Raw genomic sequence first — 26,469 nt, forward strand, 5'->3', positions numbered from 1 at the left:
AGTTCGATGAGCCAGGCGGCACAGAACCTGAACTGGTTGATCACCAACTTCGTGGACAACACCCCCGGGGTGTCCCACACGGTGGTGGTCTCCGCCGACGGCCTCCTTCTGGCGATGTCCGACGGATTCCCCCGCGACCGCGCCGATCAGCTGGCGGCCGTGGCCTCCGGACTGACCTCGCTGACCGCCGGTGCCTCCCGCATCTTCGAGGGTGGCGCCGTCAACCAGACCGTGGTCGAGATGGACCGGGGATTCCTGTTCCTCATGTCCGTGTCCGACGGATCCTCGCTGGCCGTACTGGCGCACCCGGAGTGCGACATCGGCCTCGTGGGCTACGAGATGGCTCTTCTGGTGGATCGCGCGGGCAGTGTCCTCACCCCGGACCTGCGCGCCGAACTGCAGGGAAGCCTGCTCGGCTGACTTCCCCTCTCCCGGCCGGACGGTACTACCGGCCGGGAGACCGGGGCCCACGCCCCGGAATCCAGTACCACCGCCAGGCCGTCATACCGTTCCCCCCACCGGCCGCCCCGTCAGACGGCACGCTGACCACTGCTGTCCAGCCCGGAGGATCCATGACCCCGCCCCCCGCCTACCCCGATGCGTACGGAGATTCGTACTCGGAAGGCGATCAGCCGCTGGTGCGTCCCTATGCGATGACCGGCGGCCGGACCCGGCCCCGCTACCAGCTCGCCATCGAGGCACTGGTCAGCACCACCGCCGATCCGATGCACCTGTCCGGCCTGCTCCCCGAGCACCAGCGCATCTGCACCCTGTGCCGTGAGGTCAAGTCGGTCGCCGAGGTCTCCGCGCTGCTGTCCATGCCGCTCGGTGTGGCGCGCATCCTCGTCGCCGACCTGGCCGAGGCCGGCATGGTGGCCATCCACCAGCCGGGCAATGGAGAGGCCGGCGGCACGCCGGATGTAACACTGCTCGAAAGGGTGCTCAGTGGCCTTCGGAACATCTAGCGGAGCGGCTCCCCGCTCCACCACCTCCGCGAAGATCGTGGTGGCGGGCGGCTTCGGCGTGGGCAAGACCACGTTCGTCGGAGCCGTGTCCGAGATCAACCCGCTGCGCACCGAAGCCGTCATGACCAGCGCCTCCGCCGGTATCGACGACCTCACGCACACCGGTGACAAGACGACCACGACGGTCGCCATGGACTTCGGCCGCATCACGCTCGACCAGGACCTGATCCTGTACCTCTTCGGTACGCCGGGCCAGGACCGCTTCTGGTTCATGTGGGACGACCTGGTCCGCGGCGCGATCGGTGCGATCGTGCTCGTCGACACGCGCCGTCTGGCCGACTGCTTCCCCGCGGTCGACTACTTCGAGAACAGCGGCCTGCCCTTCGTCGTCGCGCTCAACGGCTTCGAGGGACACCAGCCGTACACGCCGGAGGAGGTGCGCGAGGCCCTGCAGATCGGCCCCGGCGCCCCCATCATCACCACGGACGCCCGCCACCGCGCGGACGCCAAGAGCGCGCTCATCACGCTCGTCGAGCACGCCCTCATGGCGCGGCTCAAGTAGCGGAGCGGGCAGCAGGGCGGCTCCAACTGCCGCACGGGAGGGGCGGGCTGTGTCTTATGACACGGCCCGCCCCTGTCGTTCATAACGTTTCGACAGAGAATTGACGCCAGTTGGCAACGGGATGCGTTCGGCCGGTGCCGCTGCGCTCACAACCGCCCCGGCTTTTGCCGCAGGACGCTCTTTATGTCCGGTTTATGTGAGGCATAAGTCTCCAGGACTCACGGATTTCAACTGTTTGGAACAGGGCCGTCAACCGTGCTGGAATTCAACGAACTAGCTAGTAGCACCGCCGAGAGGTTGTTGGTCGAGTGAGGCGAAGCAACGCAAGCCCCGCGGATGAACCCGCGCGCGGCAACTTCACCCCGCCGCCGCGAGCGGCCACGTCGCCCGCCGACGTGCCCGTGGAACCGCCTGTGAAGAGCGGGAGCACCAGCAGGTTCTCTCCCCGCAACTGGCGCGTGCCGACCCGCCTGAACGCCATCCTGCTCGTGCCGGCCCTCGTGGGCCTGGTCATGGGCGGATTCCAGGTGAAGGGCTCCGTCGACACGTGGAACGAGGCCAAGGACGCCGAGCAGATAGCCCGGGTCGTCCAGGCCGCCTCGGAATACAGCCAGGCACTGCTCAACGAGCGTGACCTGACCGCCGAGCCGCTCCTGAACGGCCTGACCAAGGACGACAAGGTCACCAAGGCCTACGCGGCGACCACCGCGGCCAAGGAGAAGTTCGACAAGGCCGTCCAGGACCTGCCCGAGAACCAGGGCATGGAACGGCGTCTGGAGCTCTTCCGCGCGGAGGAGCCCAAGCTGACGGACGTCCGTCAGACGGCCTACCAGGCCGCGATCGAGAGCCCCAAGAAGAACCCGCCCGCTTCGTTCGGCCCCATCCCGACCGAAGAGGGCTACGTCACCGTCCAGCACTACCTGATGCAGTTCGCCAACGAGCTCGGGCTCGGCACCGGCAACGTGACCTCGTACGGCCGCATGGTCTACGCGATCCAGCTGGCCAAGGCGGCGAACTCGCTCCAGCGCTCCGTGGGCACGCACCTGCTGGTGCGCCCGAGCAACGACGAGAACACCCGCAAGGCCCAGCTCGTCGCCTTCTCCTCCTACGCCTACCTCGAGGAAATCGCCATCGGCGAGTACGTCGCGGCGGGTACCGAGGAGGACGTGAACCGTCTGAAGACGGTCATGGCGAAGAAGTCCGAGGAGGGCGCGGCGAAGCTCGCGGAGGCGAAGGCCGCCGCCGAGCAGGCCGGCACCCCCTTCAAGGCCCCGCCCGTCTCGCCGATCAACAAGTCGATCCTCACCGGCATGACCGAGGCGATCGCCAGCGGCGAGCCGAAGAAGAAGGTCATCGAGGGCGGCACCACGCCGGCGGCGTGGCAGTTCGCCGCGACCTCCAAGTTCGACGGCTACGACGAGGTCGAGAAGGAACTCCTCGAGAAGGCCGTCAACGACGCCGTCGCGGTCTCCGACGACGCCCGCGCCGACGCCATCACCAACGGCGCCATCGTGGTCGTGGCCCTGCTCGCCGCCTTCATCCTGGCCGGCATGATGGCCCGCCAGATGGGCCGTGCGATGGGCCGCCTGCGCACCGCCGCCTTCGACATCGCCGAGCAGCGCCTGCCGTCGCTCGTCGACCAGCTCTCGCGCACCGATCCGGGCAAGGTCGACACCCGTGTCCACCCGATCCCGATCGACTCCCAGGACGAGATCGGCGAGGTCGCCCGCGCCTTCGACCAGGTCCACCGGGAAGCGGTCCGGCTCGCCGCCGAGCAGGCGCTCCTGCGAGGGAACGTCAACGCGATCTTCACCAACCTCTCCATGCGCAACCAGTCGCTGATCGAGGGCCAGCTGACCCTCATCACCGACCTGGAGAACAACGAGGCCGACCCGGACCAGCTGGAGAACCTCTTCCGCCTGGACCACCTGGCCACCCGCATGCGCCGCAACGGCGAGAACCTCCTCATCCTCGCGGGTGAGGAGCCGGGCCGCCGCTGGGACCAGCCGGTGCCCCTCGTGGACGTGCTCCGCGCCGCCTCCTCCGAGGTGGAGCAGTACGAGCGCATCGAGCTCTCCGGCGTCTCCGAGGCCGAGATCCACGGCCAGGCCGTGACCGACCTCGTGCACCTGCTCGCCGAGCTGCTGGAGAACGCCACCACGTTCTCCTCCCCGCAGACCAAGGTCCGCGTCAACGCCACGCGTCTGCCCGACGGCCGCGTGATGGTCGAGATCCACGACAAGGGCATCGGCCTCACCGCCGAGGACTTCGCGGACATCAACCACAAGCTCGCCAACCCGCCGACCGTGGACGCCGCGATCTCGCAGCGCATGGGTCTTTTCGTGGTCGGCCGGCTGGCGGACCGCCACAACATCCGCGTCCAGCTGCGCCCCTCGGGCGAGGCCGCGGGCACCACCTCGCTGATCATGCTCCCCGACGCCATCACGCACGGTGGCGGTGGCGAGGGCATCCCGGACGACGACTTCACGGTCTCGCAGATCATTCCGGAGCAGAAGAGCCAGCAGGCCGCCCCGATGCGCACGGCCGCGGAGCTCGGCTTCGACGACTCGCGCTACGAGCAGGGCGGCGAGGTTCCCGGGCTCGACCCGGTCGGCCGTTCGCTCGGCCGCGAGGAGCGGCGTGCCGCTCTGGAGGCCCAGGTCGGCCCCTCGCAGGAGCAGCAGGGCTACGCCGAGCAGGGCGGCCAGGGCTATCCGGAACCTCAGCCTGAGCACGGGTACCAGCCGTACCAGGGCTACGAGCAGCAGTCCGAGCAGGGTTACGAACCTGCGTACGACGGACAGGGCGCGCAGCAGGGGTACGAGGCGTACCCGCAGCAGGACTACGCCTATACGGAAGACGGCTACCCGGACCAGCAGTCGAGCACTCAGAGCTACGACGGGGGCTACGAAGCCCAGTCGGGGCAGGCCGAGTGGCCCGAGCAGAACACGTATCCGGCTGCCTACCAGCAGGATTACGGGACTGAATCGGAATCCCAGGCCGTCCCCGAACCGGCCGCGGAGCGCGTAGGCTTCGACCGTCCGGGCGCCGCTGCCGACACCGGTCACCAAATGACCGGAGCGGGCCTGCCGCGACGCGGCAGCCAGCAGCAGTGGCAGCCGGCACAGCAGGAAGCGGAGTCCCCCGGGTCTCTCTTCGAGCAGCGGCCGCAGCGTCAGCGGCAGGCCGCGGCGGCGGAGCAGGACCAGGACCAGGACGGTGGCACGGCGTGGCGCTCGGGCAACGACGAGCGCTGGCAGCAGGCCGCCAAACTCCGTGAGCCGAAGGCGGGCGGGGTCACCTCGTCCGGTCTCCCTCGGCGCGTGCCCAAGGCCAACCTGGTCGAGGGCGCAGCGGAGACGACCCCGCAGGGCGGCCCCCAGGTCTCCCGCGCTCCGGAGGACGTCCGCGGCAGGTTGAGCAACCTGCGGCGGGGTGTCCAGCAGGGACGCAGCGCGGGTACTGAGCAGTCAAGTAACAGCTATGACCAGGAGCGTTAGTGTGAGCCCGATGAGCCAGGCGGCACAGAACCTGAACTGGTTGATCACCAATTTCGTGGACAACACCCCCGGGGTGTCGCACACGGTGGTGGTCTCCGCCGACGGCCTTCTTCTGGCGATGTCCGACGGATTTCCGCGCGACCGCGCCGATCAGCTGGCGGCCGTGGCCTCCGGACTGACCTCGCTGACCGCCGGTGCCTCCCGCATCTTCGAGGGTGGCGCCGTGAACCAGACCGTGGTCGAGATGGACCGGGGATTCCTGTTCCTCATGTCCGTCTCGGACGGATCGTCCCTCGCGGTGCTGGCGCACCCGGAGTGCGACATCGGCCTCGTGGGCTACGAGATGGCTCTTCTGGTGGATCGCGCGGGCAGTGTCCTGACCCCGGACCTGCGCGCCGAACTGCAGGGAAGCCTTCTCAACTAGCAAACAGGCAGTGCGTTTCGCGCCATCGCACCGTAGGGTGCGGTGGCGCGGTTCCACAGGGAGTACTGCGTTCTTGGAGTCGGAGGAGGAGACGTGACAACACCCGGAGGACATCCTTATGGCGGCGCGCAGCAGCCGCAGGGTGGGCACGACCAGAACCGCTTCAACTTCCCCTCCGCACCGAGCCGGCCCGTGCCGGAGCAGAACCACTACCAGCAGTACGGACAGCCCCAGCAGCCCCAGATGCCCCCGCAGGCGCCTCCGCGCGCCCCGCGGCAGCCGGCGCCGAAGGCCCACAACCCGCTGGTGCGCCCGTACGCGATGACCGGCGGCCGTACTCGGCCGCGCTACCAGCTCGCCATCGAGGCGCTGGTCAGTACCACGGCGGATCCCGCGCGTCTGCAAGGGCAGTTGCCCGAGCACCAGCGCATCTGCCGCCTGTGCCAGGAGATCAAATCCGTCGCGGAGATCTCGGCACTCCTCTCCATTCCTCTTGGTGTCGCCCGCATCCTCGTAGCCGACCTGGCGGAGGCGGGCCTTGTCGCCATTCACCAGCCCGGCGGCGACGAGTCTGCCGGTGGCCAGCCAGACGTGACACTGCTCGAAAGGGTGCTCAGTGGACTTCGCAAGCTCTAACGGCGGAGCGGCTCCCCGCTCCACCACCTCCGCGAAGATCGTGGTGGCGGGCGGCTTCGGCGTGGGCAAGACCACGTTCGTCGGGGCCGTGTCCGAGATCAACCCGCTGCGCACCGAAGCCGTCATGACGTCCGCGAGCGCGGGCATCGACGACCTCACCCACACCGGTGACAAGACGACCACCACGGTCGCCATGGACTTCGGCCGCATCACGCTCGACCAGGACCTGATCCTGTACCTGTTCGGCACCCCCGGCCAGGACCGCTTCTGGTTCATGTGGGACGACCTGGTCCGCGGCGCCATCGGCGCCGTCGTGCTCGTCGACACGCGCCGTCTCGCCGACTGCTTCCCCGCGGTCGACTACTTCGAGAACAGCGGCCTGCCCTTCGTCATCGCCCTCAACGGCTTCGACGGGCACCAGCCCTACACGCCGGAGGAAGTCCGCGAGGCCCTGCAGATCGGCCCGGACGCCCCCATCATCACCACGGACGCCCGCCACCGCGCGGACGCCAAGAGCGCGCTCATCACGCTCGTCGAGCACGCCCTCATGGCGCGCCTGCGGTAGGAACCGGCCGCGTCCCGACAGGCCCCTGTGTCCACGACGCGGGGGCCTTCGCCGTGGCCTTCGCCTGCGTGGGCTCCGCGGTGGCACGGACGCGCGACGGTACGCGGAAGGCCCCGCACCCTGGACGGGTGCGGGGCCTTCGGTGCTTCGGGACTCAGCCCTGCCAGCTGTGCGGGGCGCGGAAGCCCGGGGTGCGCTCCAGTCGGCGCCAGCCGGCCTGGCGGGGCAGGCGGACCGCGGTCTCCTCGGGAGTGGCGGCGGCGCGGGCGAGCAGGATCGCGGTGATCGCGGCCAGCTCCTCGGGCGCGGCGTTGCCCTTCTCGACGCGGAGCAGGGTGTCAGAGGCGTGGGTCATGGGGTGGCAGATCTCCTTCGCGGTTACTGCGGCGGGTTGCCGTGCTTGCGGGACGGCAGATCGGCGTGCTTGTTGCGGAGCATCGCGAGGGCGCTGACGAGCACCTCGCGGGTCTCGGCGGGGTCGATGACGTCGTCGACGAGGCCGCGCTCGGCCGCGTAGTACGGGTGCATCAGCTCGGACTTGTACTCCTTGACCATGCGCGTGCGCATGGCCTCGGGGTCCTCGGCGTCCGCGATCTGCTTGCGGAAGATGACGTTGGCAGCGCCCTCGGCGCCCATCACGGCGATCTCGTTGGTGGGCCAGGCGTAGGTGATGTCGGCGCCGATGGACTGGGAGTCCATGACGATGTACGCGCCGCCGTAGGCCTTGCGCAGGATCAGCGAGATCCGCGGGACGGTGGCGTTGCAGTACGCGTACAGCAGCTTGGCGCCGTGGCGGATGATGCCGCCGTGCTCCTGGTCGACGCCCGGCAGGAAGCCGGGGACGTCCAGCAGCGTGATGATCGGGATGTTGAAGGCGTCGCACATCTGGACGAAGCGCGCGGACTTCTCCGAGGCCTCGATGTCGAGGACGCCGGCGAGGTGGGCGGGCTGGTTGGCGACGATGCCGACGACCTGGCCGTCCATCCGCGCCAGGGCGCAGATGATGTTGCGGGCCCAGCGCTCGTGGATCTCCAGGACGTCGCCGTCGTCGACGAGCTCCTCGATGACCTTGTGCATGTCGTACGGGCGGTTGCCGTCCGCGGGCACCAGGTCCAGGAGGACCTCGCTGCGCCGGTCCGCCGGGTCGCTCGTCTCGTGGACGGGCGGGTTCTCGCGGTTGTTCGAGGGGAGCATCGAGATGAGGTAGCGGACCTCGGAGATGCAGGTCTCCTCGTCGTCGTACGCGAAGTGCGCGACGCCCGAGGTCTCGGCGTGCACGTCGGCGCCGCCGAGGCCGTTCTGGGTGATCTCCTCGCCGGTCACCGCGCGGACCACGTCCGGGCCGGTGATGAACATCTGCGAGGTGTCGCGGACCATGAAGACGAAGTCCGTGAGGGCCGGGGAGTACGCGGCTCCGCCGGCGCACGGGCCGAGCATCACCGAGATCTGCGGGATGACGCCCGAGGCCTTGGTGTTGCGCTGGAAGATGCCGCCGTAGCCGGCGAGGGCGGAGACGCCCTCCTGGATACGGGCGCCGGCGCCGTCGTTGAGGGAGACCAGCGGGGCACCGGCCGCGATGGCCATGTCCATGATCTTGTGGATCTTGGTGGCGTGGGCCTCGCCCAGGGCGCCGCCGAAGATCCGGAAGTCGTGCGCGTAGACGAAGACCGTGCGGCCCTCGACCGTGCCCCAGCCGGTGATGACACCGTCGGTGTACGGCTTCTTGTTCTCGAGGCCGAAGCCGGTCGCCCGGTGGCGGCGCAGCTGCTCGACCTCCCTGAAGGAACCCTCGTCGAGGAGCAGTGCGATGCGCTCGCGCGCCGTCAGCTTGCCCTTCGCGTGCTGGGCCTCGGTCGCACGGTCACTCGGTCCACGCCGCGCCTGCTCGCGCAGGGAGTGCAGCTCGGCCACGCGCCCACGGGCGTCCGTCGGCTCGCTCGGGATCTGGTCCACAACGGTCATGTACCGACCTTACGAAGATCGTGATGAAAAACCTCCGTTCATTCCGCACAGTCTCGGGAGTCTTCCGCTGTCCGGCCCGCACAGAACCACCGGTGGAAGTAAGGACTCCGCCAGATGGCGTCATCGCCGGTTGTAGGACTCTCACAGAATTCGCCGACACCCCGACCAGTGGTTGAAATTTGAACGGAATGGTTCTAGTGTCTGTGGTGTCGAAGTCGTTGAAACTTAAACAGCTTCGGCGCCCCCCACACGGAATCACTACCGAGGAGTTAGTCATGGGTCTCTTCAACCGCCGCACCCCGGAGAACACCGCCGCCGTCGCCACCCTGGAAGTGGACCCGGCGCTGGCCGCCCTCACCGGCGACTACGTCATCGACCCGGCCCACAGCAGCATCGGCTTCACCGTGCGCCACGCGATGGTGACCAACGTCCGCGGCTCCTTCGCCGACCACGAGGGCACCCTGCACCTGGACGGCTCCGACCCGGCCCGCTCCACGGCCTCCATCGACGTCAAGATCGCCTCCGTGGACACCGGCATCGCCGACCGCGACGGCCACCTGCGCAGCGGCGACTTCTTCGACGCCGAGGCCTTCCCGCTGATGACCTTCCGCTCCACCGAGGCCGCCTTCCTCGGCGGGGACACCTACCGGATCACCGGCGACCTGACCATCAAGGACGTGACCCGGCCGCTCTCCATCGACCTGGAGTTCAACGGCTCCGCCACCGACCCGTACGGCAACCAGCGCGTCGGGTTCGAGGGCAGCACGGACATCCTGCGCTCGGACTGGGGCCTGACCTGGAACGCGGCGCTGGAGACCGGCGGCGTCGTGGTCAGCGACAAGGTGAAGCTGACCTTCGACATCTCCGCCATCAAGCAGGCCTGACCGCCCGCACGGCGACCCGGGGGCGGCGCGCTCTAGAAACCGCCCCCGTCGAATCCGCCGCCGTCGAACCCGCCTCCGCCGCCGAAGTCCCCGCCGCCGAAGTCGGACGGGTTGAAGTCGGCCCCGGAGTAGTCCCCTCCGTCGTAGCCGCCGCCCATGCCGCCGCCGTAGTCAGCGGCGTAGGCCGGCGTCGACATCACCGAACCGAGCATCGTGCCCACGAGCAGGCCGGGCAGGATGCCGCCGCCGAAGTAGCCGCCGGCCCAGGGCCCGTACGCCGGGCCGGCATCGTAGTAGGGCCGCGGTCCGCGCTCGGTGTCGACCGTGCGCACGGCCGGGTCCAGACCGTCGCGCAGCCGCACCGCGTCCGCCGTGCAGACGGGCACGGTACGCGCAGCACCGGCGGCCGGGGCCCACGTGGCGTCCTCGGTGCTCGGCCCGTGGCGCGGGTCGAAGAAGCACGGGGCGCGGCGCTCCGGCACCGGCTCGCCCCGCCGGCGCGCGTCCAGACGGGCCAGGGCGTACCGGCCGTCCTCCAGGGCCTGGGTCACCCCGGTGACCTCCTCCGGGTACCGGACGGAGGCCATGATCTGCTTGGCCTTCTCGTAGGAGTCGAGCCCGCGCTCGTAGTCCTCGCGCATGGCGTCGTCGGCGCCGGGCTCGCCGGGGTGGAAGTCGAGGCGCTCCAGCTCCTCGCCGAAGGCCGTGATGTCCTCGTCGACGACCACGCTCAGCCGCTCCACGGCCTCGCGGCGGGCCTCTTCCTTCTTCCTGCGGTTGCGGCGGACCAGCGCGTAGGCACCGCCGCCGCCGATCGCGGCCACCGCCCCGAGGGTGACCAGCCCGCCGACCGGGACGCCGGCGTCGGCGCCGGTGGTGCCCCAGGAGCCGGGGGCGCTGCCCCCGGTCTGCGTCAGGGCCTGGTCCACGAAGTTGTTGAGCTGGGTGCTCGCGTCGACCGGGGCGCCCGTCTTGACCGCCTCGGTGAGGTTGCGCACGGCGTTGGTCGGCATGACCGCCCGGTCGGCGCCGGCGTTGAAGCCGTCGCCGAGCCGGATCGCGTAGAGCCCGGTGATGCCGGTCTCCGCGCGGACCGCGGCGAGCACCTTGTCCTGCGGGAACTCGGCGGTGGCCGGGAGCACGGCGACGAAGACCGGCTTTCCGGCGTCCTTGATCTTCTTCGCGAGCGCATCGGCCTCGGCCTTCGGCAGCTGCGCCTGGGCCCGCGGATCGACGTAGACGGGCCCCTCCTTGAGGGCCTCGGCCACGGCGGCGACTCCGGTGGCGGCCGACGCCTGCGGTGCGGCCGCCAGGGCGGTCGCACCGAGGGCCAGCAGCAGACCGGACAGCAACGATCCCCAACGTATGGATATCAGCCTGGTCCTCATATCCATGACGCTACCCGAACCGGTACTTTCCCGTGTGAGCAGGACATAAGGGCCGCCCGGCCGGTGGCCACCGGTGCGGCGCCGAGCTCTACTCGGCCGGCTCGACGCCCGCGTGGAGGAGGCCGTAGGTGAAGGCGTCCTCCAGGGCCTGCCAGGAGGCGGCGATCACGTTCGGGGCGACGCCGACCGTCGACCACTCGCGGACCCCGTCCGTCGTGGCGACGAGCACGCGCGTCGTGGACTCCGTGCCGTGCGTGCCCTCCAGGATGCGGACCTTGTAGTCGACCAGCTCGAATTTGGCGAGCTGCGGGTAGAACCGCTCCAGCGCCACCCGCAGGGCCCGGTCCAGCGCGTTGACCGGTCCGTTGCCCTCGGCCGTCGCGACGATCCGCTCGCCCTTGGCCCACAGCTTGACCGTGGCCTCGTTGGCGTGGGTGCCGTCCGGGCGGTCCTCGACGATCGCGCGCCAGGACTCGATGCGGAAGTACTTGCGGGCCCGCCCCTCGGCCTCGGCCCGCAGGAGCAGCTCGAAGGAGGCGTCGGCCGCCTCGTAGGTGTAGCCCTGGAGCTCGCGCTCCTTGACCCGCTCCACGACGCGGGAGATCAGCGCGCGGTCCCCGCCGAGCTCGACGCCGAGCTCCTTGCCCTTGAGTTCGATGGAGGCGCGGCCCGCCATGTCGGAGACCAGCATCCGCATGGTGTTGCCGACCCGCTCGGGGTCGATGTGCTGGTAGAGGTCCGGGTCGACCTTGATCGCCGAGGCGTGCAGGCCCGCCTTGTGCGCGAAGGCGGAGACGCCGACGTAGGGCTGGTGGGTGGAGGGCGTGAGGTTGACGACCTCGGCGATGGCGTGCGAGATCCGGGTCATCTCGGCGAGCGCGCCGTCGGGGAGCACCTTGCGCCCGTACTTGATCTCCAGTGCGGCGACGACGGGGAACAGGTTGGCGTTGCCGACGCGCTCGCCGTACCCGTTGGCGGTGCACTGGACGTGGGTGGCGCCGGCGTCGACGGCGGCCAGGGTGTTGGCGACGGCGCAGCCGGTGTCGTCCTGGGCGTGGATGCCGAGCCGGGCGCCGGTGTCGGCGAGGACGGTGGCGACGGTCGCCGTCACCTGGGCGGGCAGCATGCCCCCGTTGGTGTCGCAGAGGATGACGACGTCGGCGCCGGCCTCGTGGGCCGTGCGCACGACGGCCTTCGCGTACTCGGCGTTGGCCCGGTAGCCGTCGAAGAAGTGCTCGCAGTCGACGAAGACCCGGCGGCCCTGGGCGACCAGGTGGGAGACGGTGTCCCGGACCATCTCCAGGTTTTCGTCCAGGGTGGTGCGCAGGGCGAGCTCGACGTGGCGGTCGTGGGACTTGGCAACGAGCGTGATCACGGGGGCGCCGGACTCCAGCAGGGCCCGCACCTGCGGGTCCTGGTCGGCCGAGCCGCCGGCCCGGCGGGTGGCGCCGAAGGCGACCAGTTGGGCGTTCTTGAAGTCGATCTCCGCCTGGGCGCGGGCGAAGAACTCGGTGTCGCGGGGGTTGGCGCCGGGCCAGCCGCCCTCGATGAAGCCCACTCCGAAGTCGTCCAGATGGCGGGCGATCGTCAGCTTGTCGGCGACCGTGAGGTTGATGCCCTCACGCTGGGCGCCGTCGCGCAGGGTGGTGTCGAAGACGTGGAAGCTGTCGTCCAGGCCCCCGGCGAGCGCGGTTGCCGCCTCTGGTGTCGTCGTCATGCTGATCTGACTCCTGTCGGATGAGTGGTTCCGGAAACCCGCCAAGGGGGAAGGCCGCCGTCACTGCCCCCATCATCGCGCGCAGTCCGCTCCCGGCAGGGATGGGCCGGGAAACGAAAAAACCTCTCGCGGGTAGCGAGAGGTCTGCACGCGGGTCCGAGGCACGGTGGCCGCCACCGCGGAGTTCTTCCACGGTTCAGCGGCCACGGGGGACCGGCGCGCTGCTGGCAATAATCATGAGCTGAGCAGGCACGCCCGCAGTGTGGCACACCGCCCGCCGCGGATGGACAGCCATCTCACCATGCGGGCACGGAGGTCGGCCTACGTGCCGTGCGGGGCGAGCGCCTCGCTGACGTACTCGCGCACGTGCTCCAGGATCTCCTCGCGGGAGGCGGTGGGCAGGCCCACCGCCAGCTGGATGCTGAAGCCGTCGAGCAGGGCCCGGATGCGGGTGGCCACGCGCTCGGCGTCCACGGGACGGAACTCCCCGCGCGAGATGCCCTCGGCGAGGAGTGCGACCAGGTCGCGGTGCCAGGCGCCCTCGATGGCCGCCTGCCGGTCGCGTTCCTGGGGTCCGGCGTTCTGGGAGCGGTTCCACACTTCCAGCCACAGCGTCCAGTGCGGGTCGCGGGCCTGCGTGGGCACGTACAGGTCCACGTACGCCCGGAGGCGCTCGGCCACCGGCCCGCGGCGGGCGAGCAGGGCCCGCCGCGCGCCGCCCAGTTCGGCCTCGCTCCACTCCAGCGTCTGGAGCAGGAGCTCGTCCTTGCTGCGGAAGTAGTAGAGGAGGTGGCCGCTGCTCATGCCGACCTCGCGGCCCAGACCGGCCATGGTCAGGCCTTCCAGCCCGCGCTCGGCGATCGTGGCCATGGCGGCGACGAGTACGTCCTCGCGCGGGGGCGCGTTCTTGCGCGCCGCCCGTACCGGTACTCCACCCGCCGCCATGGGTCACTCCTTCGTGAGGTCCGCCGCAGGTCAGACCTTCGGCTGCTGCTGGGTGATGCAGTGGATGCCGCCACCCCCGGCGAAAATCGTACGTGCGTCGACGAGGGTCACGGTCCGTTCGGGGAACAGGCCGCGGAAGATCTCGGCGGCCTCCTCGTCGCGCGGGTCGTCGAAGGAGCACAGCACGACGCCGTCGTTGCACAGGTAGTGGTTGATGTAGGAGTAGTCGACCCACTCGCCGTCCTCCTCCAGCACGGTCGGCGCCGGGATCTCCACGACCTCCAGCTGCCGGCCCCGGGCGTCGGTGGAGGCGCGCAGGATCGCCGCGATGGTCTTGCAGCGCTCGTGGTCCGGGTGGGTCGGGTCGGGCTGGGTGTGCACCATGACCACGCCGGGGCGGGCGAAGGCCGCGACGATGTCGACGTGCCCCTGGGTGCCGTAGGTGCCGTAGTCGCCGGCCAGGCCGTACGGCAGCCAGATCGCCCTGGTGGTGCCGAGGTGGGCGTGGATCTCGGCCTCGACCTGCTCGCGGGTCCAGTCGGGGTTGCGGCCCTTGCCCAGCTGGACGGTGTCGGTGAGCAGCACGGTGCCCTCGCCGTCGACGTGGATGGCGCCGCCCTCGTTGACCAGCGGGGTGCTGAACGTGCGGGTGCCGAGCAGGTCCGAGACCTGGCGGGCGATCTTGGAGTCGTGGTCCCAGCGGGCCCACTCCTGGGCGCCCCAGCCGTTGAAGGTCCAGTCGACGGCGGCCAGCTCGCCGGCGTCGCTGATGACGAAGGTCGGGCCGATGTCGCGCATCCAGGCGTCGTCGAGTTCGCACTCGACCACGTCGAGCGGATGGCCGTCGCCGGCGCCGGCGATCGCCCGGGCGTTCTCGGCGTCGCCCGGGGGGACGACGAGGGTCACGGGCTCGAACGCGCGGACGGCGCGGGCGACGGCGCCCCAGGCCTCGCGGGCCTCGGCCAGCTCCTGCTCGTCGGTGAAGGTCGGGTTCGGGCTGGGCCAGGCCATCCAGGTGCGCTCGTGGGGCGTCCACTCGGCGGGCATCCGGAATCCGTTGTGCACGGGCTTGGTGGTCATGGCAGGCAGGTCCTTACGGGCTGTGCTGACTTAGAGCATCACTCTAACTCTTCATTTCCTTGCTGGGAATCATTGACCTGAACACAGGGCTTGAGTCACATTGAGTGTCGCTCAAATACAAGCGCACCCACCCCCCGCCCTGCCAAGGGAGTCCCCCATGCCCATCGAACAGCGCGGAGTCGACACCATCCCGGAGGAGGAGCGGACCAGCGGACCCCGTGACCTGGTGTCGATCCTGCTCGGCTCCAACCTGTGCCTCGGTGTGATCGTCTTCGGCTGGCTGCCCCCGTCCTTCGGACTGGGCCTGTGGCCCTCGGTCACGGCCATCGTGACCGGCACCCTGGTCGGCATCGCCTTCACCGCGCCGCTGGCGCTCGTCTCCCTGCGCACCGCGACCAACCTCTCCACCTCCAGCGGCGCGCAGTTCGGTGTCCGCGGACGGCTCGTGGGCTCGGTGGTGGGTCTGCTGCTCTCGCTCGGATACACCGCCCTCACGCTGTGGATCGGCGGCGACGTGATGGTCGGCACCCTCGCGCGGCTCACCGGGCTCCCGGACACCGGGCTCTCGCGTGCGGTGATGTACGGCCTGCTCGCCGCGTGCACCGTCGTCGCGGCCGTCTTCGGCTACCGGCTGCTGCTGCGCATGAGCAAGGTCCTGTCCATCGCCATGGTGGTCTTGCTGGCGGCGGGCTTCGTCGCGTACGCCCCGGACTTCACCACCGCCGCGCCGCCCGAGACGGCGTACCTGCTCGGCTCCTTCTGGCCGACGTGGCTGCTGGCCGCCGTCGCCGCCGGGCTCAGCGGGCCCGTCGCCTTCATCACCCTGCTGGGCGACTACACGCGCTACATCTCCCCGCGCCGGCACGGCTCGCGCAAGGTCCTGTGGGCCACCGCCTTCGGGCTGCTGATCGGCCTGCTGATCCCGCAGCTCTTCGGCACCTACACGGCGCTCGCGGCCCGGGCGGGCCTGGACTACGCCGGTCCGCTGGTCGAGGCCGCACCGCTGTGGTACCTGCTCCCCCTGCTGACGGCCGCCGCGGCGGGCTCGGTCGGCAACGCCGGGCTGATGCTCTACTCCATGGGCCTGGACCTCGACGCGATCGTCCCCCGGGCGACCCGCACCACGGCCACCGTGATCGCCGCGGCCGTCGCGACCGCCTTCGTCTTCGTCGGGTCCTTCGAGTGGGACGTGCAGTCCGCGATGACCTCGTTCGTGCTGGTGCTGACCGCGATCGGCACCCCGTGGGCCGTGGTCACCCTGATCGGGCACGTGCGCTGCCGCGGGGTCTACGACGCCGACGCGCTCCAGGTCTTCAACCGCCGCTCGGTGGGCGGGATCTACTGGTACCGCTCCGGCTGGAACCTCGCGGCCACGGCGTCCTGGGCGATCGGCGCGGCCGTCGGCCTGCTCGCCGTGACCACCCCCTTCTACGAGGGGCCGCTGCTGGCCCTCACCGGCGGCGTGGACTGCTCCTTCGTCCTCTCCGGGCTCACCGGAGGCCTCGTGTACGCCGCGCTCACCGCCCGCCGCGCTCCCGCCGAGGCCCCGGCGGCGGCCGTGGAGGAGCCGGCGAACGCCTGAGGCCCCGTACGCGAGCGGGCCCGCGCCCCCGGAGATCCGGAAGGTGCGGGCCCGTCGGCGTACGCGGGGAAGAACTAGCCCAGGGGGTGCATCCAGCCGTGGGTGTCGGCGGCGCGGCCGGTCTGGAGCTCCAGCAGCGCCTTGCGCAGGCGCATGGTGACCTCGCCGGGCTCGCCGTCGCCCTGGGTCCAGTCGGCGCGCTCGGACTTGACCGAGCCGACGGGGGTGATGACGGCGGCCGTGCCGCAGGCGAACACCTCGGTGAGGGTGCCGTTGGCGTTGTCGCGCTGCCAGTCCTCGGTGGTCAGGCGGCCCTCTTCGGCGGTGTAGCCGAGGTCGCGGGCGATGGTGAGGAGGGAGTCGCGGGTGATGCCGGGGAGCAGCGAGCCGGTGAGTTCGGGGGTGACGATGCGGTCGCCGTACACGAAGTACAGGTTCATCCCGCCCATCTCCTCGATCCAGCGGTGCTCGACGGCGTCCAGCCAGACCACCTGGTCGCAGCCGTGAGCGGCGGCCTGGGCCTGGGCGACCAGCGACGCGGCGTAGTTGCCACCGGTCTTGGCCGCGCCGGTACCGCCCTTGACCGCGCGGACGTAGTCCTCGGAGAGCCAGACGGAGACGGGCTTGACGCCGCCGGGGAAGTACGCGCCGGCGGGCGAGGCGATGACGATGAAGAGGAACTCGTTGGCCGGGCGGACGCCGAGGCCCACCTCGGAGGCGAACATGAAGGGCCGCAGGTACAGCGAGGCCTCGCCGGAGTCCGGCACCCAGGCGCGGTCCTGCTTGATCAGGGCGTCGCAGGCCTCGATGAAGAGCTCGACCGGCAGCTCGGGCATGGCCATGCGGCGGGCCGAGGCCTGGAAGCGCGCGGCGTTGGCCTCGGGGCGGAACGTGGCGACGGTGCCGTCGGGCTGGCGGTAGGCCTTGAGGCCCTCGAAGATCGTCTGCGCGTAGTGCAGGGTCATGTTCGCCGGGTCGATCGAGAGCGGCGCGTACGGGACCAGTTCGGCGTCGTGCCAACCGCGGCCCTCGGTCCACTTGATCGTCACCATGTGGTCGGTGAAGTGGCGGCCGAAGCCGGGGCTGGCCAGGATCGCTTCGCGCTCCGCGTCGGACAGCGGGTTCGAGGAGGGCTTGAGCTCGATCGTGGGCGTCGTCATGAGTGCTTGTCCTTCACCGGTTGTGTATGGCGGACCGCGCTCACGGCGTACTAGGACGTCCGAGCTTCCCCGCATTCCGCGGCCTCGCGTTCGATTATCGCGCGCGGGCAGGCTTCGGAGAAGCGGGGGATTGCGGCCCAGGGGAGATGGTGGCACCCGGGGCCGCACAGGAGAAGCCGCCGGGTCCCATTGTGACCCGGCGGCTTCCTGAGGCGGAGCGGCCGGGTCAGCCGGCTACTCGCGCGGCGAGGGCGTCGCCGATCGCGTCGGTGGAGCGGAAGGTTCCGTCGCGCTCGGCGAGGTCCGCGGAGACCGCGTCCTCGATGCGGACGGCCTCGGCCTCGTAGCCCAGGTGGCGCAGCAGGAGCGCGACGGAGAGGATCGTCGCGGTCGGGTCGGCCTTGCCGGTGCCGGCGATGTCCGGGGCCGAGCCGTGGACGGGCTCGAACATGGACGGGAAGGCGCCGGTCGGGTTGATGTTCCCGGAGGCGGCCAGGCCGATTCCACCGGTGACGGCGGCGGCCAGGTCGGTGAGGATGTCACCGAAGAGGTTGTCCGTGACGATGACGTCGAAGCGCTCCGGCTGGGTGACGAAGAAGATCGTCGCGGCGTCGACGTGCAGGTAGTCCGTGGTGACCTCGGGGTACTCCTGGCCGACCTTGTCGAAGATGTTCTTCCACATGTGGCCCGCGTACACGAGGACGTTGTTCTTGTGGACCAGCGTCAGCTTCTTGCGGGGGCGGGAGTCGGCCCGCTCGTACGCGTCGCGGATGACGCGCTCGACGCCGTACGCCGTGTTGATGCTGACCTCGGTGGCCACCTCGGCCGGGGTACCCGTGCGCAGGCTGCCGCCGTTGCCGGTGTACGGCCCCTCGGTGCCCTCACGGACCACGACGAAGTCGATGTCCGGGCGGCCCGCCAGCGGGGTGGCGGTGTTGGGGAACAGCTTCGACGGGCGCAGGTTGATGAAGTGGTCGAAGGCGAAGCGCAGCTTCAGCAGCAGGCCGCGCTCCAGCACGCCGGACGGGACCGAGGGGTCGCCGATCGCGCCCAGAAGGATCGCGTCGTGGTGCCGCAGGGCTTCGAGCTCGGCGTCCGGGAGGGTCTCGCCGGTGCGGTGCCAGCGCTGGGCACCGAGGTCGTATTGCTTGGTCTCCAGCTTCACATCCTGGGGCAGGACCGCGGTAAGGACCTTGAGTCCCTGAGCCACGACTTCCTGGCCGATGCCATCACCGGGGATCACTGCGAGATTGATGCTGGTCGACATGGCGAAACCGTACTCCGTGTCCAGCCCTCAGACATTTCACGTCCACGATGTGGACGTGAAATGTCCCGGGCGGGCGTTGTGTCAGGGGTGCCGTCAGTGGCCGGTCGAGCCGCCGTTGTCGCGGCGGTCGAGGGCGCGCTGCAGGGCGGCGGCGGCGTTCTTGCGCTCGTCGGCCGAGGCGGAGGCGTGGCGGGTGCGGCGGGCGGTGGTGGTTGCGTTCATGGTGATCGACTCCTTGAGATCACGGCGTGGCGGGGCCACGGATGAGGGGTTCCTTCAAGGCGCCGGAAGAGGCGGGGAGCCGGCGCCGCAGGGGTTGCCTGCCAGGGGCGCGCGCTCTCGACCGCCATTCGCCTGATCGGCGAGACGTTCGGCTCCTACAAAGCTAGGGCAGGTCCCGCTGTATGTCTCGGCAGTTACTCGGACTTCCTACTATCTGAGACGCGAATCCCCTCGAAAAGCCGCTTCCCGGGAGTCCGTTTCAGCCCCTCTCGGAGCGAAGTTCCCTGATCAGAGCCCTGATGGCGAGAGTGGAGGCCGCTTCCGCCGTAGTGACGTATCCCACCTGCCTCACCGGCCCCCGCGGGCCCAGTCCGGTGATCTCCACGGCCTCGGTCGCCTCCCTCAGCGAGAGCTCGGGCATGATCGCCATCCCGAGGCCCCGGGCGACCATGGTCAGCACCATCGCGTCGTCCTCCGCCTTGACCGTCGCCCGCGGGATCCAGTCCTGCGCCCGCCACCAGGCGCGGGTGTAGGAGCCGCAGTTCTCGTCCCAGTCCATGAGGGGCAGCGCCCTCGGGTCGGGATGCCCTGCCGGGTGCACCAGGTGGTACGCCTCCTGCGTGAGCACCCCGGTCAGCAGGCCGGGCGGCGCCGCGTCCGGCGAGCCGCCCAGGGTGGCGATGGCCAGGTCCGCGCGTCCCGCCGCGACTTCCCCGGCCGCGCCGGCGCCGATCTCGCGCACCACGCGGACCTCGGGACGCAGGCCCGGGTGCCGGGCGGTCAGCCGCTGGAGGGCGGGGGGCAGCAGGTGCAGGGCGGCGCTGCGGAACGCCGCGATCCGCAGGACGCCGCCGAGCGTGTCGGGGCCGCCGTCCCGGCCCGCCCCGCGCGCCTCGGCGCCCATGACCTCGTACAGCCGCAGGATGCGGCGGGCGTGGCCGACCGCCCGCTCCCCCGCCGGCGTGGGCGACGCCCCGGACCGCCCGCGCTCGAAGAGCACCGCGCCGAGCTTGGCCTCGCTGCCGCGCACCGAGTGCGACACGGCCGACTGGGTGAGGCCCAGCGCCGCGGCCGCGGCGGAGAAGCCGCGGGCTTCCGCGACGGCCACCAGGATCCGCAGTTCCTGCGGGAGGAGATCGGACACCGGGGCCCCCACCTCGTTGTATGAGCGATGTTCATGGATGTGTGACGTCCATGAACCCAACCCCCTGCCCGGCTCCGGGATTCCTTCCTAGCGTTCGGAGCATGACCACGAACACCGCTCGCGCCGTCCACCAGATCGCCCGCCCCGAGGGCTTCCCCGCCGCCTCCGACTTCGCCCACGTCACCTTCCCCGTCCCCGAGCCCCGGCCCGGCACCGCCCTGGTGGAGAACCTGCTGCTGTCCGTGGACCCGTACCACCGCGGCCTGATGGACGGCGGCGAGGGCGGCTTCGAGCTGAACGCCCCGCTGGAGGGCCGCTCGGTGGGCCGGGTGACCGCCTCCCGGGACCCGGGACTGCGCGACGGCGACCTGGTCTTCCACCGCGCGGGCTGGCGCACGCACGCCCTCGTCACCCTCGGTGTGGACGGCACCCGCACGCTGCGCGGCCACGAGGGCGTCCCGCTGGAGGCGTACCTCTCGATCCTCGGCGGCACCGGCCTGACGGCGTACGCCGCGCTGACCCGGACCGCGGCGCTCCGTGAGGGCGAGGACCTGTTCGTCTCCGCCGCCGCGGGCGGGGTCGGCACCGCCACCGGGCACATCGCGCGGCTGCTGGGCGCCCGGCGGATCATCGGCAGCGCCGGGTCCGCGGCGAAGGTCCGCCACCTCACGGAAACCCTCGGCTTCGACGCGGCCTTCGACTACCACGACGGCCCGGTCGGCGAGCAGTTGGCGAAGGCGGCTCCGGACGGCATCGACGTCTACGTGGACAACGTGGGCGGCGAGCACCTGGAGGGGGCGATCGGCGCGCTGCGGGAGTTCGGCCGGATCGCCTGGGTCGGCGCCGTCTCGACCTACAACGGCGACCGCTCCCCCGCCGCGCCCCGCAACCTCTTCGAGGTCGTACACAAGTCGCTGCGCCTGGAAGGCGTATTGGTCCGCCATCACACCAATCTTCAGGACGAGTTGGAGGACTTCCTCGTCCCCCATCTGCGCTCCGGCCGGATCGGCACCGACACCACCGTTGTGCAGGGCTTCGAGCACACCGTGGACGCCTTCCGGGGCATGCTCCGCGGGGAGAACACCGGCAAGATGCTGGTGCGGATCGACGGCTGATTCCGGCCACCCGGAAGTTCACCGAACTCTTACCGCACGGCTGTAGACCTTTGAAGCCGTCCCCGCCACCCTTGCCGTCGATGTGCCACCGGGGCACCACAGGGGGAGGCGAGGGGCCAGTGACACCGATCAGCCGAAGAGGTTTCGTGGGAATCGGCGCCGGGCTGGTGGCGGGGGCGGCCCTGCCCGTCGCGGCGCCCTCGTCGGCGGCCGCGGCCGCGGCGAGCGGCACCATCACCGACGTGAAGCACGTGGTGGTCCTGATGCAGGAGAACCGCAGTTTCGACCACTACTTCGGCCGGCTCAAGGGCGTCCGCGGGTTCGGCGACCGGGCCGCCGGCAACATTCCGGGCGGCTGGGGCACCTTCAACCAGCCCAACTGGGGGGCCCGGCAGTACCCGTGGAAGCTGTCCGCGACCCCGCCGGCGGGCGGCGCGGACGGCGCGACCCTGGCCCAGTGCAGCGGCGACCTCCCGCACAGCTGGACCTCCCAGCACGCGGCCTGGAACAAGGGCCGGATGGACAACTGGGTCCTGGGCGTCGGCAACACCCGCACCCTCGGACACCTGGACCGGGGCGACATCCCCTTCCACTACGCCCTCGCCGACCACTACACGATCTGCGACGCGTACTTCTGCTCCGCCCTCAGCGCGACGGGCCCGAACCGCACGTTCCTGTGGAGCGGGAAGATCGACGCGGCCAGCAAGGACGGCGGCGACGAATCGGGGCTGACCTGGGAGACGTACGCGGAGGCCCTGCAGCGCGCCGGAATGACCTGGAAGGTCTACCAGAACGCCCAGGACAACTACGGCGACAACGGTCTCGCCTACTTCAAGAACTTCACCGACGCGGCCCCCGGCAACCCGCTGTGGGACCGGGGCATGGGCTCGGTCCCCAGGGTCACCGGCTCCACCCCGGACGACATCGCGGCCGCGATCCGCGCCGACGTCGTCGCCGGCACCCTGCCCCAGGTGTCCTGGGTCGTCGCGAACGAGGCCTTCTCCGAGCACCCCTACGCCCCGCCCGGCGACGGCGCGCACTTCGTGGACCTCGTCCACCGCGCCCTCGCCGCGAACCCCGAGGTCTTCGACTCCACCGTCCTGTTCCTCAACTACGACGAGAACGACGGCTTCTTCGACCACGTGCCGCCGCCGGTCGCCCCGCCCGGCACCCCCGGCGAGTACCTGGACGGCCTCCCGATCGGGCTCGGCTTCCGCGTCCCCATGCTGGTCATGTCCCCCTGGACGCGCGGCGGATGGGTCAGCTCGGAGGTCTTCGACCACACCTCGGTGCTCCGCTTCATGGAGACCTGGACCGCCGCCCTCGGCACCCCCGCCACCTGCCCGAACATCAGCGACTGGCGCCGCAGGGTGGTGGGCGACCTGACCGGCGTCTTCGACTTCGCGCACCCGGTGTACGGGGTGCCCGCGGGCCTCCCGTCGACAGCCAAGGTGATCGGCCAGGCCACCTGCGCCCCGCTGCCCAACCCGGTGCCCCAGGACAACGCCCTCCCGGCGCAGGAGCCCGGCACCCGCCCGGCACGCGCCCTGCCCTACCAGGTCAACGGCAACCTCGACCGCTTCGAATTCGGGGCGGCCGGCCAGATCACGGCCTGGTTCTCGATGACCAACCAGGGCGCCCGGGCCAAGCGCCCGGCGCACTTCTCGATCCACCCGCACCAGCACCGGGACACGACGGCCTGGCAGTACACGGTGGACCCGGGCGGCACGGCGGCGGACTACTTCCACATCGGGCTCGGGCACGGCTCCGGCAAGTACGACATCTCGATGTACGGGCCGAACCGCTTCCTGCGGCGCTTCATCGGCGACGCGTCCAAGGCGGGGAGCGCCATCGAGGTGGCGGCGCGGTTCGCGGTGGAGCCCGGTACCGGCAAGACGGCGATCTGGTTCAAGATGACGAACTCCTCCGCCTCCCCCGTCACCTTCACCATCCGCTCGAACGCCTACCGCACGGACGGCCCGTGGACGTACACCGTCCCGGCGAACTCCTCCCGCGAGGACTTCTTCAACGCGGTGGCCTACCACAAGGGCTGGTACGACTTCACGATCCTGGCCGACTCCGACGGCACCTGGTCGCGCCGCTACACCGGCCACATCGAGACGGGCTCGGCGAGCGTCTCGGGCTAGGCCGTCTCTTTCGGATCGTGCCGGTGTCCTACAGGACGTCCCCGTCGCGCCAGTCGAAGTCGAGCCGCGCGGCGGGGTCCGGCCGGACCCCGCCGGGCGGTGCCCACACGTAGGTGGAGCCCTCCTCCTCGGGCAGCCGCACCGGCCCGTCCGGCGAGAGCGCCCCCACCTCGCCCGGCCACACCGACCAGCCGCGGGCCAGGTACAGCCCCGCGCCCTCCTCCGAGGCGGACAGCGCGCCCAGCACGTAGGCACCCGCCACGACCTGTTCCAGCCGGGCCATCACCCTGCCGCCGAGGCCGCGGCGGCGCAGGTCCGCCCGTACGGCCACCGCCTCGACGTATCCGGTCCGCAGGGCGCGGCCCCGGTGCAGGACCCGCCGCTGCACGACGCTGCCGTGCGCGGCGAGCCGGCCGTCCGCGCCGATCAGCACGTGCATCCCGCCGAGCGCGTGCTCGAAGTCCTCGTCGGCGAAGTCCCCGTCGAAGGCGTCGTCGAGCAGCGACCGGATCGCGCGGAGCTCGCCGGCGGTCAGTTCGCAGGTGTGCGCGGTCCTGATGTCCATCACTGCTCCAGCCGGTCGGTGTACCGGGTTCGCGCGTCCCAGTCGCTCGTCCCGCGAACGTACCAAGGACCCGGCCGCGCCCGGCACCGCATTGCGGACGCCGAACGCCGCACACCGGCCGCCATCGGCCGAAGCGGCACTGGCGGTCCGGACCAATGCGTCGGCACACTCGCTCCATGTCGCCCGATACCCAGCAGTGGACCCCCACCCACGGCCAGCCGTACCGCCCCGCCGCCTACCGGCCCGAGCGCATGCCGCAGCACGAATCCCTGGCGCGCGCCGCCGAGTTGCGGGCCAGGATGGACGAGCGCCGCACCGTACGCCACTTCTCCCCCGACCCGGTGCCCGAGCAGGCCGTCCGGGACGCCATCGCGTGCGCGGCGACGGCGCCGTCCGGCGCGCACCAGCAGCCGTGGACCTTCGTGCTGGTCAAGGACCCGGCCGTGCGCCGGCAGATCCGCGCGGCGGCGGAGCAGGAGGAGGAGCTCTCCTACGACGGCCGCCTCGGCGACGAGTGGCTGGCGGCGCTGCGCCCGCTGGGCACGGACGCGGTGAAGACCCACCTGACGGACGCGCCGGCCCTGATCGTCGTCTTCCAGCAGCGGTACTGGCTCGGCCCCGACGGCACCAAGCGCAAGCACTACTACGTGGACGAATCGGTCGGCATCGCGGTCGGCATGCTCCTGTCCGCCCTGCACCTGAGCGGCCTCGCGGCCCTGATCCACACGCCGAGCCCGATGCGCTTCCTGAGCCACGTCCTGAACCGGCCGGCGAACGAGAAGGCCTTCGCCGTCATCCCGGTCGGCTACCCCGCGGACGACTGCGTGGTCCCGGACCTGATCCGCAAGTCCCTCGACCAGGTCATCGTCGAGGTCTAGGGCTCGCCCTGCGGCCCGGTGGGCGGCGCCCCCCCCTACGGACCGGCGGCGGGGAAATGGAAACCGCCCCCGCTCCGGACTTGGGGGTACCGGAGCGGGGGCGGGGTCGCTGGGGCCGTGATCAGCCCATGTGGGGGTAGCCGTACTCGGTCGGCGGGACCAGGGTCTCCTTGATGGAGCGGGTCGAGGTCCAGCGGAGCAGGTTCGACGCGGCGCCGGCCTTGTCGTTGGTGCCGGAGGCGCGGCCGCCGCCGAAGGGCTGCTGGCCGACGACGGCGCCGGTGGACTTGTCGTTGATGTAGAAGTTGCCCGCCGCGAAGCGGAGCTTCTCCATCGCGTCCGCCGCCGCGTAGCGGTCCGCGGCGATGATCGAGCCGGTCAGGGCGTACGCCGAGACGGACTCCATCTGCGCCAGCATGGCTTCGTAGTTCTCGTCCTCGTAGACGTGGATCGCCAGGATCGGGCCGAAGTACTCGGTCGTGAAGACCTCGTTCTCCGGGTCGGTGCACACGATGACGGTCGGGCGGACGAAGTAGCCCTCCGAGTCGTCGTAGGTGCCGCCGGCGACGATCTCGCAGGTCGGGTCGGCCTTGGCGCGGTCGATCGCGGCCTTGTTCTTCGCGAAGGAGCGGTCGTCGATGACGGCGCCGATGAAGTTGGTCAGGTCGGTGACCGGACCCATCGTGATGCCGTCGACCTCGGCCGCGAAGGCCTCCTTGAAGCCGTCGTTCCAGATGGAGGCCGGGACGTAGGCGCGCGAGGACGCCGAGCACTTCTGGCCCTGGAACTCGAAGGAGCCGCGGGTCAGGGCGGTCTTCAGGATCGCGCGGTCCGCGGACGGGTGCGCGACGACGAAGTCCTTGCCGCCGGTCTCGCCGACCAGGCGCGGGTAGGACTTGTACGTCTCGATGTTGTTGCCGACCGTCTTCCACAGGTACTGGAAGGTCTTGGTCGAGCCGGTGAAGTGGATGCCGGCCAGCTCGGGGTGGTTCAGGGCCACCTCGGAGACGGCGATCCCGTCGCCCGTCACCAGGTTGATGACGCCCTTGGGCAGGCCGGCCTCCTCCAGGAGCTCCATGAGGAGGACCGCGGAGTGGGTCTGCGTCGGGGACGGCTTCCACAGGACCACGTTGCCCATCAGGGCGGGGGCGGTCGGCAGGTTGCCGGCGATGGCCGTGAAGTTGAACGGCGTGATCGCGTAGACGAAGCCTTCGAGCGGGCGGTGGTCGCTGCGGTTCCACACGCCGGCGGAGTTCGCGACCGGCTGCTCGGCCAGGATCTGGCGGGCGAAGTGGACGTTGAAGCGCCAGAAGTCGACGAGCTCGCAGGGGGTGTCGATCTCCGCCTGCTGGGCGGTCTTCGACTGGCCCAGCATGGTGGAGGCGGCGAGCTTCTCGCGCCACGGGCCGGACAGCAGCTCGGCGGCGCGCAGGATGATCGCGGCGCGGTCGTCGAAGGACATCGAGCGCCAGGCCGGGGCGGCGGCCAGGGCGGCGTCGATGGCCTCCTGGGCGTCGGCCTGGGTGGCGTTGGCGTAGGTGCCGAGCACCGACTTGTGGTCGTGCGGCTGGACCACGTCGAAACGCTCGCCGCCACCCATCCGCTTGACGCCGTTGATCGTCATCGGGAGGTCGACCGGGTTCTCGGACAGCAGCTTCAGCTGCGCCTCGAGACGCGCGCGCTCCGGGGTCCCGGGGGCGTACGAGTGGACCGGCTCGTTGACCGGCGCGGGGACCTGGGTCACAGCATCCATGGGGCTGG

At 70.8% G+C, this 26,469-nt stretch carries 24 protein-coding genes; 12 read left to right on the top strand and 12 right to left on the bottom strand.

Annotated elements, in window-relative coordinates:
- Positions 1-6 precede the first annotated feature (6 nt).
- The 7 genes from AB0O53_RS31290 to AB0O53_RS31320 all read left to right on the top strand — a co-directional run bounded on the left by AB0O53_RS31290 (position 7) and on the right by AB0O53_RS31320 (position 6,652).
- Positions 7-420 (top strand): roadblock/LC7 domain-containing protein, encoded by a 414-nt coding sequence (locus AB0O53_RS31290; RefSeq protein ID WP_030846990.1) that lies wholly within the window; start codon positions 7-9, stop codon positions 418-420.
- A 152-nt stretch (positions 421-572) separates the two neighbouring features.
- The gene (locus AB0O53_RS31295) at positions 573-965 is read left to right on the top strand and encodes a DUF742 domain-containing protein (RefSeq protein WP_030037344.1); all 393 of its coding nucleotides are present in this window, start codon (positions 573-575) and stop codon (positions 963-965) included.
- Complete coding sequence (locus tag AB0O53_RS31300) at positions 946-1,527, top strand: GTP-binding protein (RefSeq protein ID WP_046776286.1); 582 nt, start codon at positions 946-948, stop codon at positions 1,525-1,527. Before AB0O53_RS31295 ends, AB0O53_RS31300 begins: the two co-directional genes overlap by 20 nt.
- A 308-nt stretch (positions 1,528-1,835) precedes the next feature.
- A complete protein-coding gene (locus tag AB0O53_RS31305) occupies positions 1,836-5,027 on the top strand; it encodes a sensor histidine kinase (RefSeq protein WP_365200099.1) in 3,192 nt (1,063 codons plus the stop codon).
- A gap of 10 nt (positions 5,028-5,037) precedes the next feature.
- On the top strand, positions 5,038-5,451 hold the full coding sequence (locus AB0O53_RS31310) for a roadblock/LC7 domain-containing protein (RefSeq protein WP_030037347.1): 414 nt from the start codon (positions 5,038-5,040) through the stop codon (positions 5,449-5,451).
- 93 nt (positions 5,452-5,544) lie between these two features.
- Complete coding sequence (locus tag AB0O53_RS31315) at positions 5,545-6,087, top strand: DUF742 domain-containing protein (RefSeq protein WP_350987760.1); 543 nt, start codon at positions 5,545-5,547, stop codon at positions 6,085-6,087.
- Entirely contained in the window at positions 6,068-6,652 is a 585-nt protein-coding gene (locus AB0O53_RS31320) for a GTP-binding protein (RefSeq protein WP_007266770.1), read from the top strand. Before AB0O53_RS31315 ends, AB0O53_RS31320 begins: the two co-directional genes overlap by 20 nt.
- Before the next feature lie 154 nt (positions 6,653-6,806).
- On the opposite strand, the gene AB0O53_RS31325 is transcribed toward AB0O53_RS31320, so the two are convergent.
- Together AB0O53_RS31325 and AB0O53_RS31330 are read right to left on the bottom strand one after the other, a co-directional pair.
- The gene (locus AB0O53_RS31325) at positions 6,807-7,007 is read right to left on the bottom strand and encodes an acyl-CoA carboxylase subunit epsilon (protein WP_136231844.1); all 201 of its coding nucleotides are present in this window, start codon (positions 7,005-7,007) and stop codon (positions 6,807-6,809) included.
- A gap of 23 nt (positions 7,008-7,030) precedes the next feature.
- Entirely contained in the window at positions 7,031-8,614 is a 1,584-nt protein-coding gene (locus AB0O53_RS31330) for an acyl-CoA carboxylase subunit beta (RefSeq protein ID WP_359129351.1), read from the bottom strand.
- 275 nt (positions 8,615-8,889) lie between these two features.
- Between AB0O53_RS31330 and AB0O53_RS31335 the strand changes: the two genes are divergently transcribed.
- The gene (locus tag AB0O53_RS31335) at positions 8,890-9,498 is read left to right on the top strand and encodes a YceI family protein (RefSeq protein WP_350987762.1); all 609 of its coding nucleotides are present in this window, start codon (positions 8,890-8,892) and stop codon (positions 9,496-9,498) included.
- Positions 9,499-9,530: 32 nt separating this feature from the next.
- Here AB0O53_RS31335 and AB0O53_RS31340 read toward each other — a convergent pair whose 3' ends face one another.
- The 4 genes from AB0O53_RS31340 to AB0O53_RS31355 form a co-directional block, all read right to left on the bottom strand.
- Complete coding sequence (locus AB0O53_RS31340) at positions 9,531-10,886, bottom strand: hypothetical protein (protein ID WP_365200103.1); 1,356 nt, start codon at positions 10,884-10,886, stop codon at positions 9,531-9,533.
- An 88-nt stretch (positions 10,887-10,974) separates the two neighbouring features.
- Positions 10,975-12,603: a citramalate synthase gene (gene cimA, locus AB0O53_RS31345; protein ID WP_350987764.1), complete on the bottom strand. Its 1,629-nt coding sequence runs from the start codon at positions 12,601-12,603 to the stop codon at positions 10,975-10,977.
- 321 nt (positions 12,604-12,924) lie between these two features.
- Positions 12,925-13,548 carry a TetR/AcrR family transcriptional regulator gene (locus AB0O53_RS31350; protein ID WP_350987765.1) on the bottom strand — a complete coding sequence of 208 codons (624 nt, stop codon included), beginning with the start codon at positions 13,546-13,548 and terminating at the stop codon, positions 12,925-12,927.
- A 30-nt stretch (positions 13,549-13,578) separates the two neighbouring features.
- The gene (locus AB0O53_RS31355) at positions 13,579-14,628 is read right to left on the bottom strand and encodes an agmatine deiminase family protein (protein ID WP_365200107.1); all 1,050 of its coding nucleotides are present in this window, start codon (positions 14,626-14,628) and stop codon (positions 13,579-13,581) included.
- A gap of 157 nt (positions 14,629-14,785) precedes the next feature.
- On the opposite strand from AB0O53_RS31355, the gene AB0O53_RS31360 reads away from it, so the two are divergent.
- Positions 14,786-16,210, top strand: coding sequence for a cytosine permease (locus AB0O53_RS31360; protein ID WP_350987767.1), 1,425 nt, complete (start codon positions 14,786-14,788; stop codon positions 16,208-16,210).
- A gap of 74 nt (positions 16,211-16,284) precedes the next feature.
- Here AB0O53_RS31360 and AB0O53_RS31365 read toward each other — a convergent pair whose 3' ends face one another.
- The 4 genes from AB0O53_RS31365 to AB0O53_RS31380 form a co-directional block, all read right to left on the bottom strand.
- Positions 16,285-17,370 carry a branched-chain amino acid aminotransferase gene (locus tag AB0O53_RS31365; protein ID WP_350987768.1) on the bottom strand — a complete coding sequence of 362 codons (1,086 nt, stop codon included), beginning with the start codon at positions 17,368-17,370 and terminating at the stop codon, positions 16,285-16,287.
- A gap of 226 nt (positions 17,371-17,596) precedes the next feature.
- A complete protein-coding gene (locus AB0O53_RS31370) occupies positions 17,597-18,637 on the bottom strand; it encodes a 3-isopropylmalate dehydrogenase (RefSeq protein WP_350987769.1) in 1,041 nt (346 codons plus the stop codon).
- Positions 18,638-18,730: 93 nt separating this feature from the next.
- The gene (locus AB0O53_RS31375) at positions 18,731-18,859 is read right to left on the bottom strand and encodes a hypothetical protein (protein WP_350987770.1); all 129 of its coding nucleotides are present in this window, start codon (positions 18,857-18,859) and stop codon (positions 18,731-18,733) included.
- A 259-nt stretch (positions 18,860-19,118) separates the two neighbouring features.
- Positions 19,119-20,003, bottom strand: coding sequence for a LysR family transcriptional regulator (locus tag AB0O53_RS31380; protein WP_365200113.1), 885 nt, complete (start codon positions 20,001-20,003; stop codon positions 19,119-19,121).
- 101 nt (positions 20,004-20,104) lie between these two features.
- Here AB0O53_RS31380 and AB0O53_RS31385 point away from each other — a divergent pair, with 101 nt between their 5' ends.
- Both AB0O53_RS31385 and AB0O53_RS31390 read left to right on the top strand, forming a co-directional pair.
- Complete coding sequence (locus tag AB0O53_RS31385) at positions 20,105-21,118, top strand: NADP-dependent oxidoreductase (protein WP_365200116.1); 1,014 nt, start codon at positions 20,105-20,107, stop codon at positions 21,116-21,118.
- Positions 21,119-21,237: 119 nt separating this feature from the next.
- On the top strand, positions 21,238-23,265 hold the full coding sequence (locus tag AB0O53_RS31390; RefSeq protein WP_365200119.1) for a phosphocholine-specific phospholipase C: 2,028 nt from the start codon (positions 21,238-21,240) through the stop codon (positions 23,263-23,265).
- A gap of 28 nt (positions 23,266-23,293) precedes the next feature.
- Here the strand turns inward: AB0O53_RS31390 and AB0O53_RS31395 are convergent, their stop codons facing one another.
- A complete protein-coding gene (locus AB0O53_RS31395; protein WP_365200121.1) occupies positions 23,294-23,830 on the bottom strand; it encodes a GNAT family N-acetyltransferase in 537 nt (178 codons plus the stop codon).
- A gap of 176 nt (positions 23,831-24,006) precedes the next feature.
- Between AB0O53_RS31395 and AB0O53_RS31400 the strand changes: the two genes are divergently transcribed.
- Complete coding sequence (locus AB0O53_RS31400; protein WP_350987775.1) at positions 24,007-24,708, top strand: nitroreductase family protein; 702 nt, start codon at positions 24,007-24,009, stop codon at positions 24,706-24,708.
- A 121-nt stretch (positions 24,709-24,829) separates the two neighbouring features.
- Here AB0O53_RS31400 and pruA read toward each other — a convergent pair whose 3' ends face one another.
- On the bottom strand, positions 24,830-26,461 hold the full coding sequence (gene pruA, locus AB0O53_RS31405; RefSeq protein WP_350987776.1) for an L-glutamate gamma-semialdehyde dehydrogenase: 1,632 nt from the start codon (positions 26,459-26,461) through the stop codon (positions 24,830-24,832).
- Between the last annotated feature and the right edge of the window lie 8 nt (positions 26,462-26,469).

Source organism: Streptomyces erythrochromogenes (assembly GCF_040684695.1).
Lineage (GTDB): Bacteria > Actinomycetota > Actinomycetes > Streptomycetales > Streptomycetaceae > Streptomyces > Streptomyces erythrochromogenes_C.

Excerpts from the sequence above, each read along its gene's own strand:
- AB0O53_RS31310 (WP_030037347.1), top strand. The coding sequence starts at position 5,038 with ATGAGCCAGGCGGCACAGAACCTGAACTGGTTGATCACCAATTTCGTG.
- AB0O53_RS31375 (WP_350987770.1), bottom strand. The coding sequence starts at position 18,859 with ATGAACGCAACCACCACCGCCCGCCGCACCCGCCACGCCTCCGCCTCG.
- cimA (WP_350987764.1), bottom strand. The coding sequence starts at position 12,603 with ATGACGACGACACCAGAGGCGGCAACCGCGCTCGCCGGGGGCCTGGAC.
- AB0O53_RS31330 (WP_359129351.1), bottom strand. The coding sequence starts at position 8,614 with ATGACCGTTGTGGACCAGATCCCGAGCGAGCCGACGGACGCCCGTGGG.
- AB0O53_RS31340 (WP_365200103.1), bottom strand. The coding sequence starts at position 10,886 with ATGAGGACCAGGCTGATATCCATACGTTGGGGATCGTTGCTGTCCGGT.
- AB0O53_RS31385 (WP_365200116.1), top strand. The coding sequence starts at position 20,105 with ATGACCACGAACACCGCTCGCGCCGTCCACCAGATCGCCCGCCCCGAG.
- AB0O53_RS31395 (WP_365200121.1), bottom strand. The coding sequence starts at position 23,830 with ATGGACATCAGGACCGCGCACACCTGCGAACTGACCGCCGGCGAGCTC.
- AB0O53_RS31350 (WP_350987765.1), bottom strand. The coding sequence starts at position 13,548 with ATGGCGGCGGGTGGAGTACCGGTACGGGCGGCGCGCAAGAACGCGCCC.
- AB0O53_RS31325 (WP_136231844.1), bottom strand. The coding sequence starts at position 7,007 with ATGACCCACGCCTCTGACACCCTGCTCCGCGTCGAGAAGGGCAACGCC.
- pruA (WP_350987776.1), bottom strand. The coding sequence starts at position 26,461 with ATGGATGCTGTGACCCAGGTCCCCGCGCCGGTCAACGAGCCGGTCCAC.
- AB0O53_RS31365 (WP_350987768.1), bottom strand. The coding sequence starts at position 17,370 with ATGACGACGCCCACGATCGAGCTCAAGCCCTCCTCGAACCCGCTGTCC.
- AB0O53_RS31360 (WP_350987767.1), top strand. The coding sequence starts at position 14,786 with ATGCCCATCGAACAGCGCGGAGTCGACACCATCCCGGAGGAGGAGCGG.
- AB0O53_RS31335 (WP_350987762.1), top strand. The coding sequence starts at position 8,890 with ATGGGTCTCTTCAACCGCCGCACCCCGGAGAACACCGCCGCCGTCGCC.
- AB0O53_RS31370 (WP_350987769.1), bottom strand. The coding sequence starts at position 18,637 with ATGTCGACCAGCATCAATCTCGCAGTGATCCCCGGTGATGGCATCGGC.
- AB0O53_RS31290 (WP_030846990.1), top strand. The coding sequence starts at position 7 with ATGAGCCAGGCGGCACAGAACCTGAACTGGTTGATCACCAACTTCGTG.
- AB0O53_RS31355 (WP_365200107.1), bottom strand. The coding sequence starts at position 14,628 with ATGACCACCAAGCCCGTGCACAACGGATTCCGGATGCCCGCCGAGTGG.
- AB0O53_RS31295 (WP_030037344.1), top strand. The coding sequence starts at position 573 with ATGACCCCGCCCCCCGCCTACCCCGATGCGTACGGAGATTCGTACTCG.
- AB0O53_RS31400 (WP_350987775.1), top strand. The coding sequence starts at position 24,007 with ATGTCGCCCGATACCCAGCAGTGGACCCCCACCCACGGCCAGCCGTAC.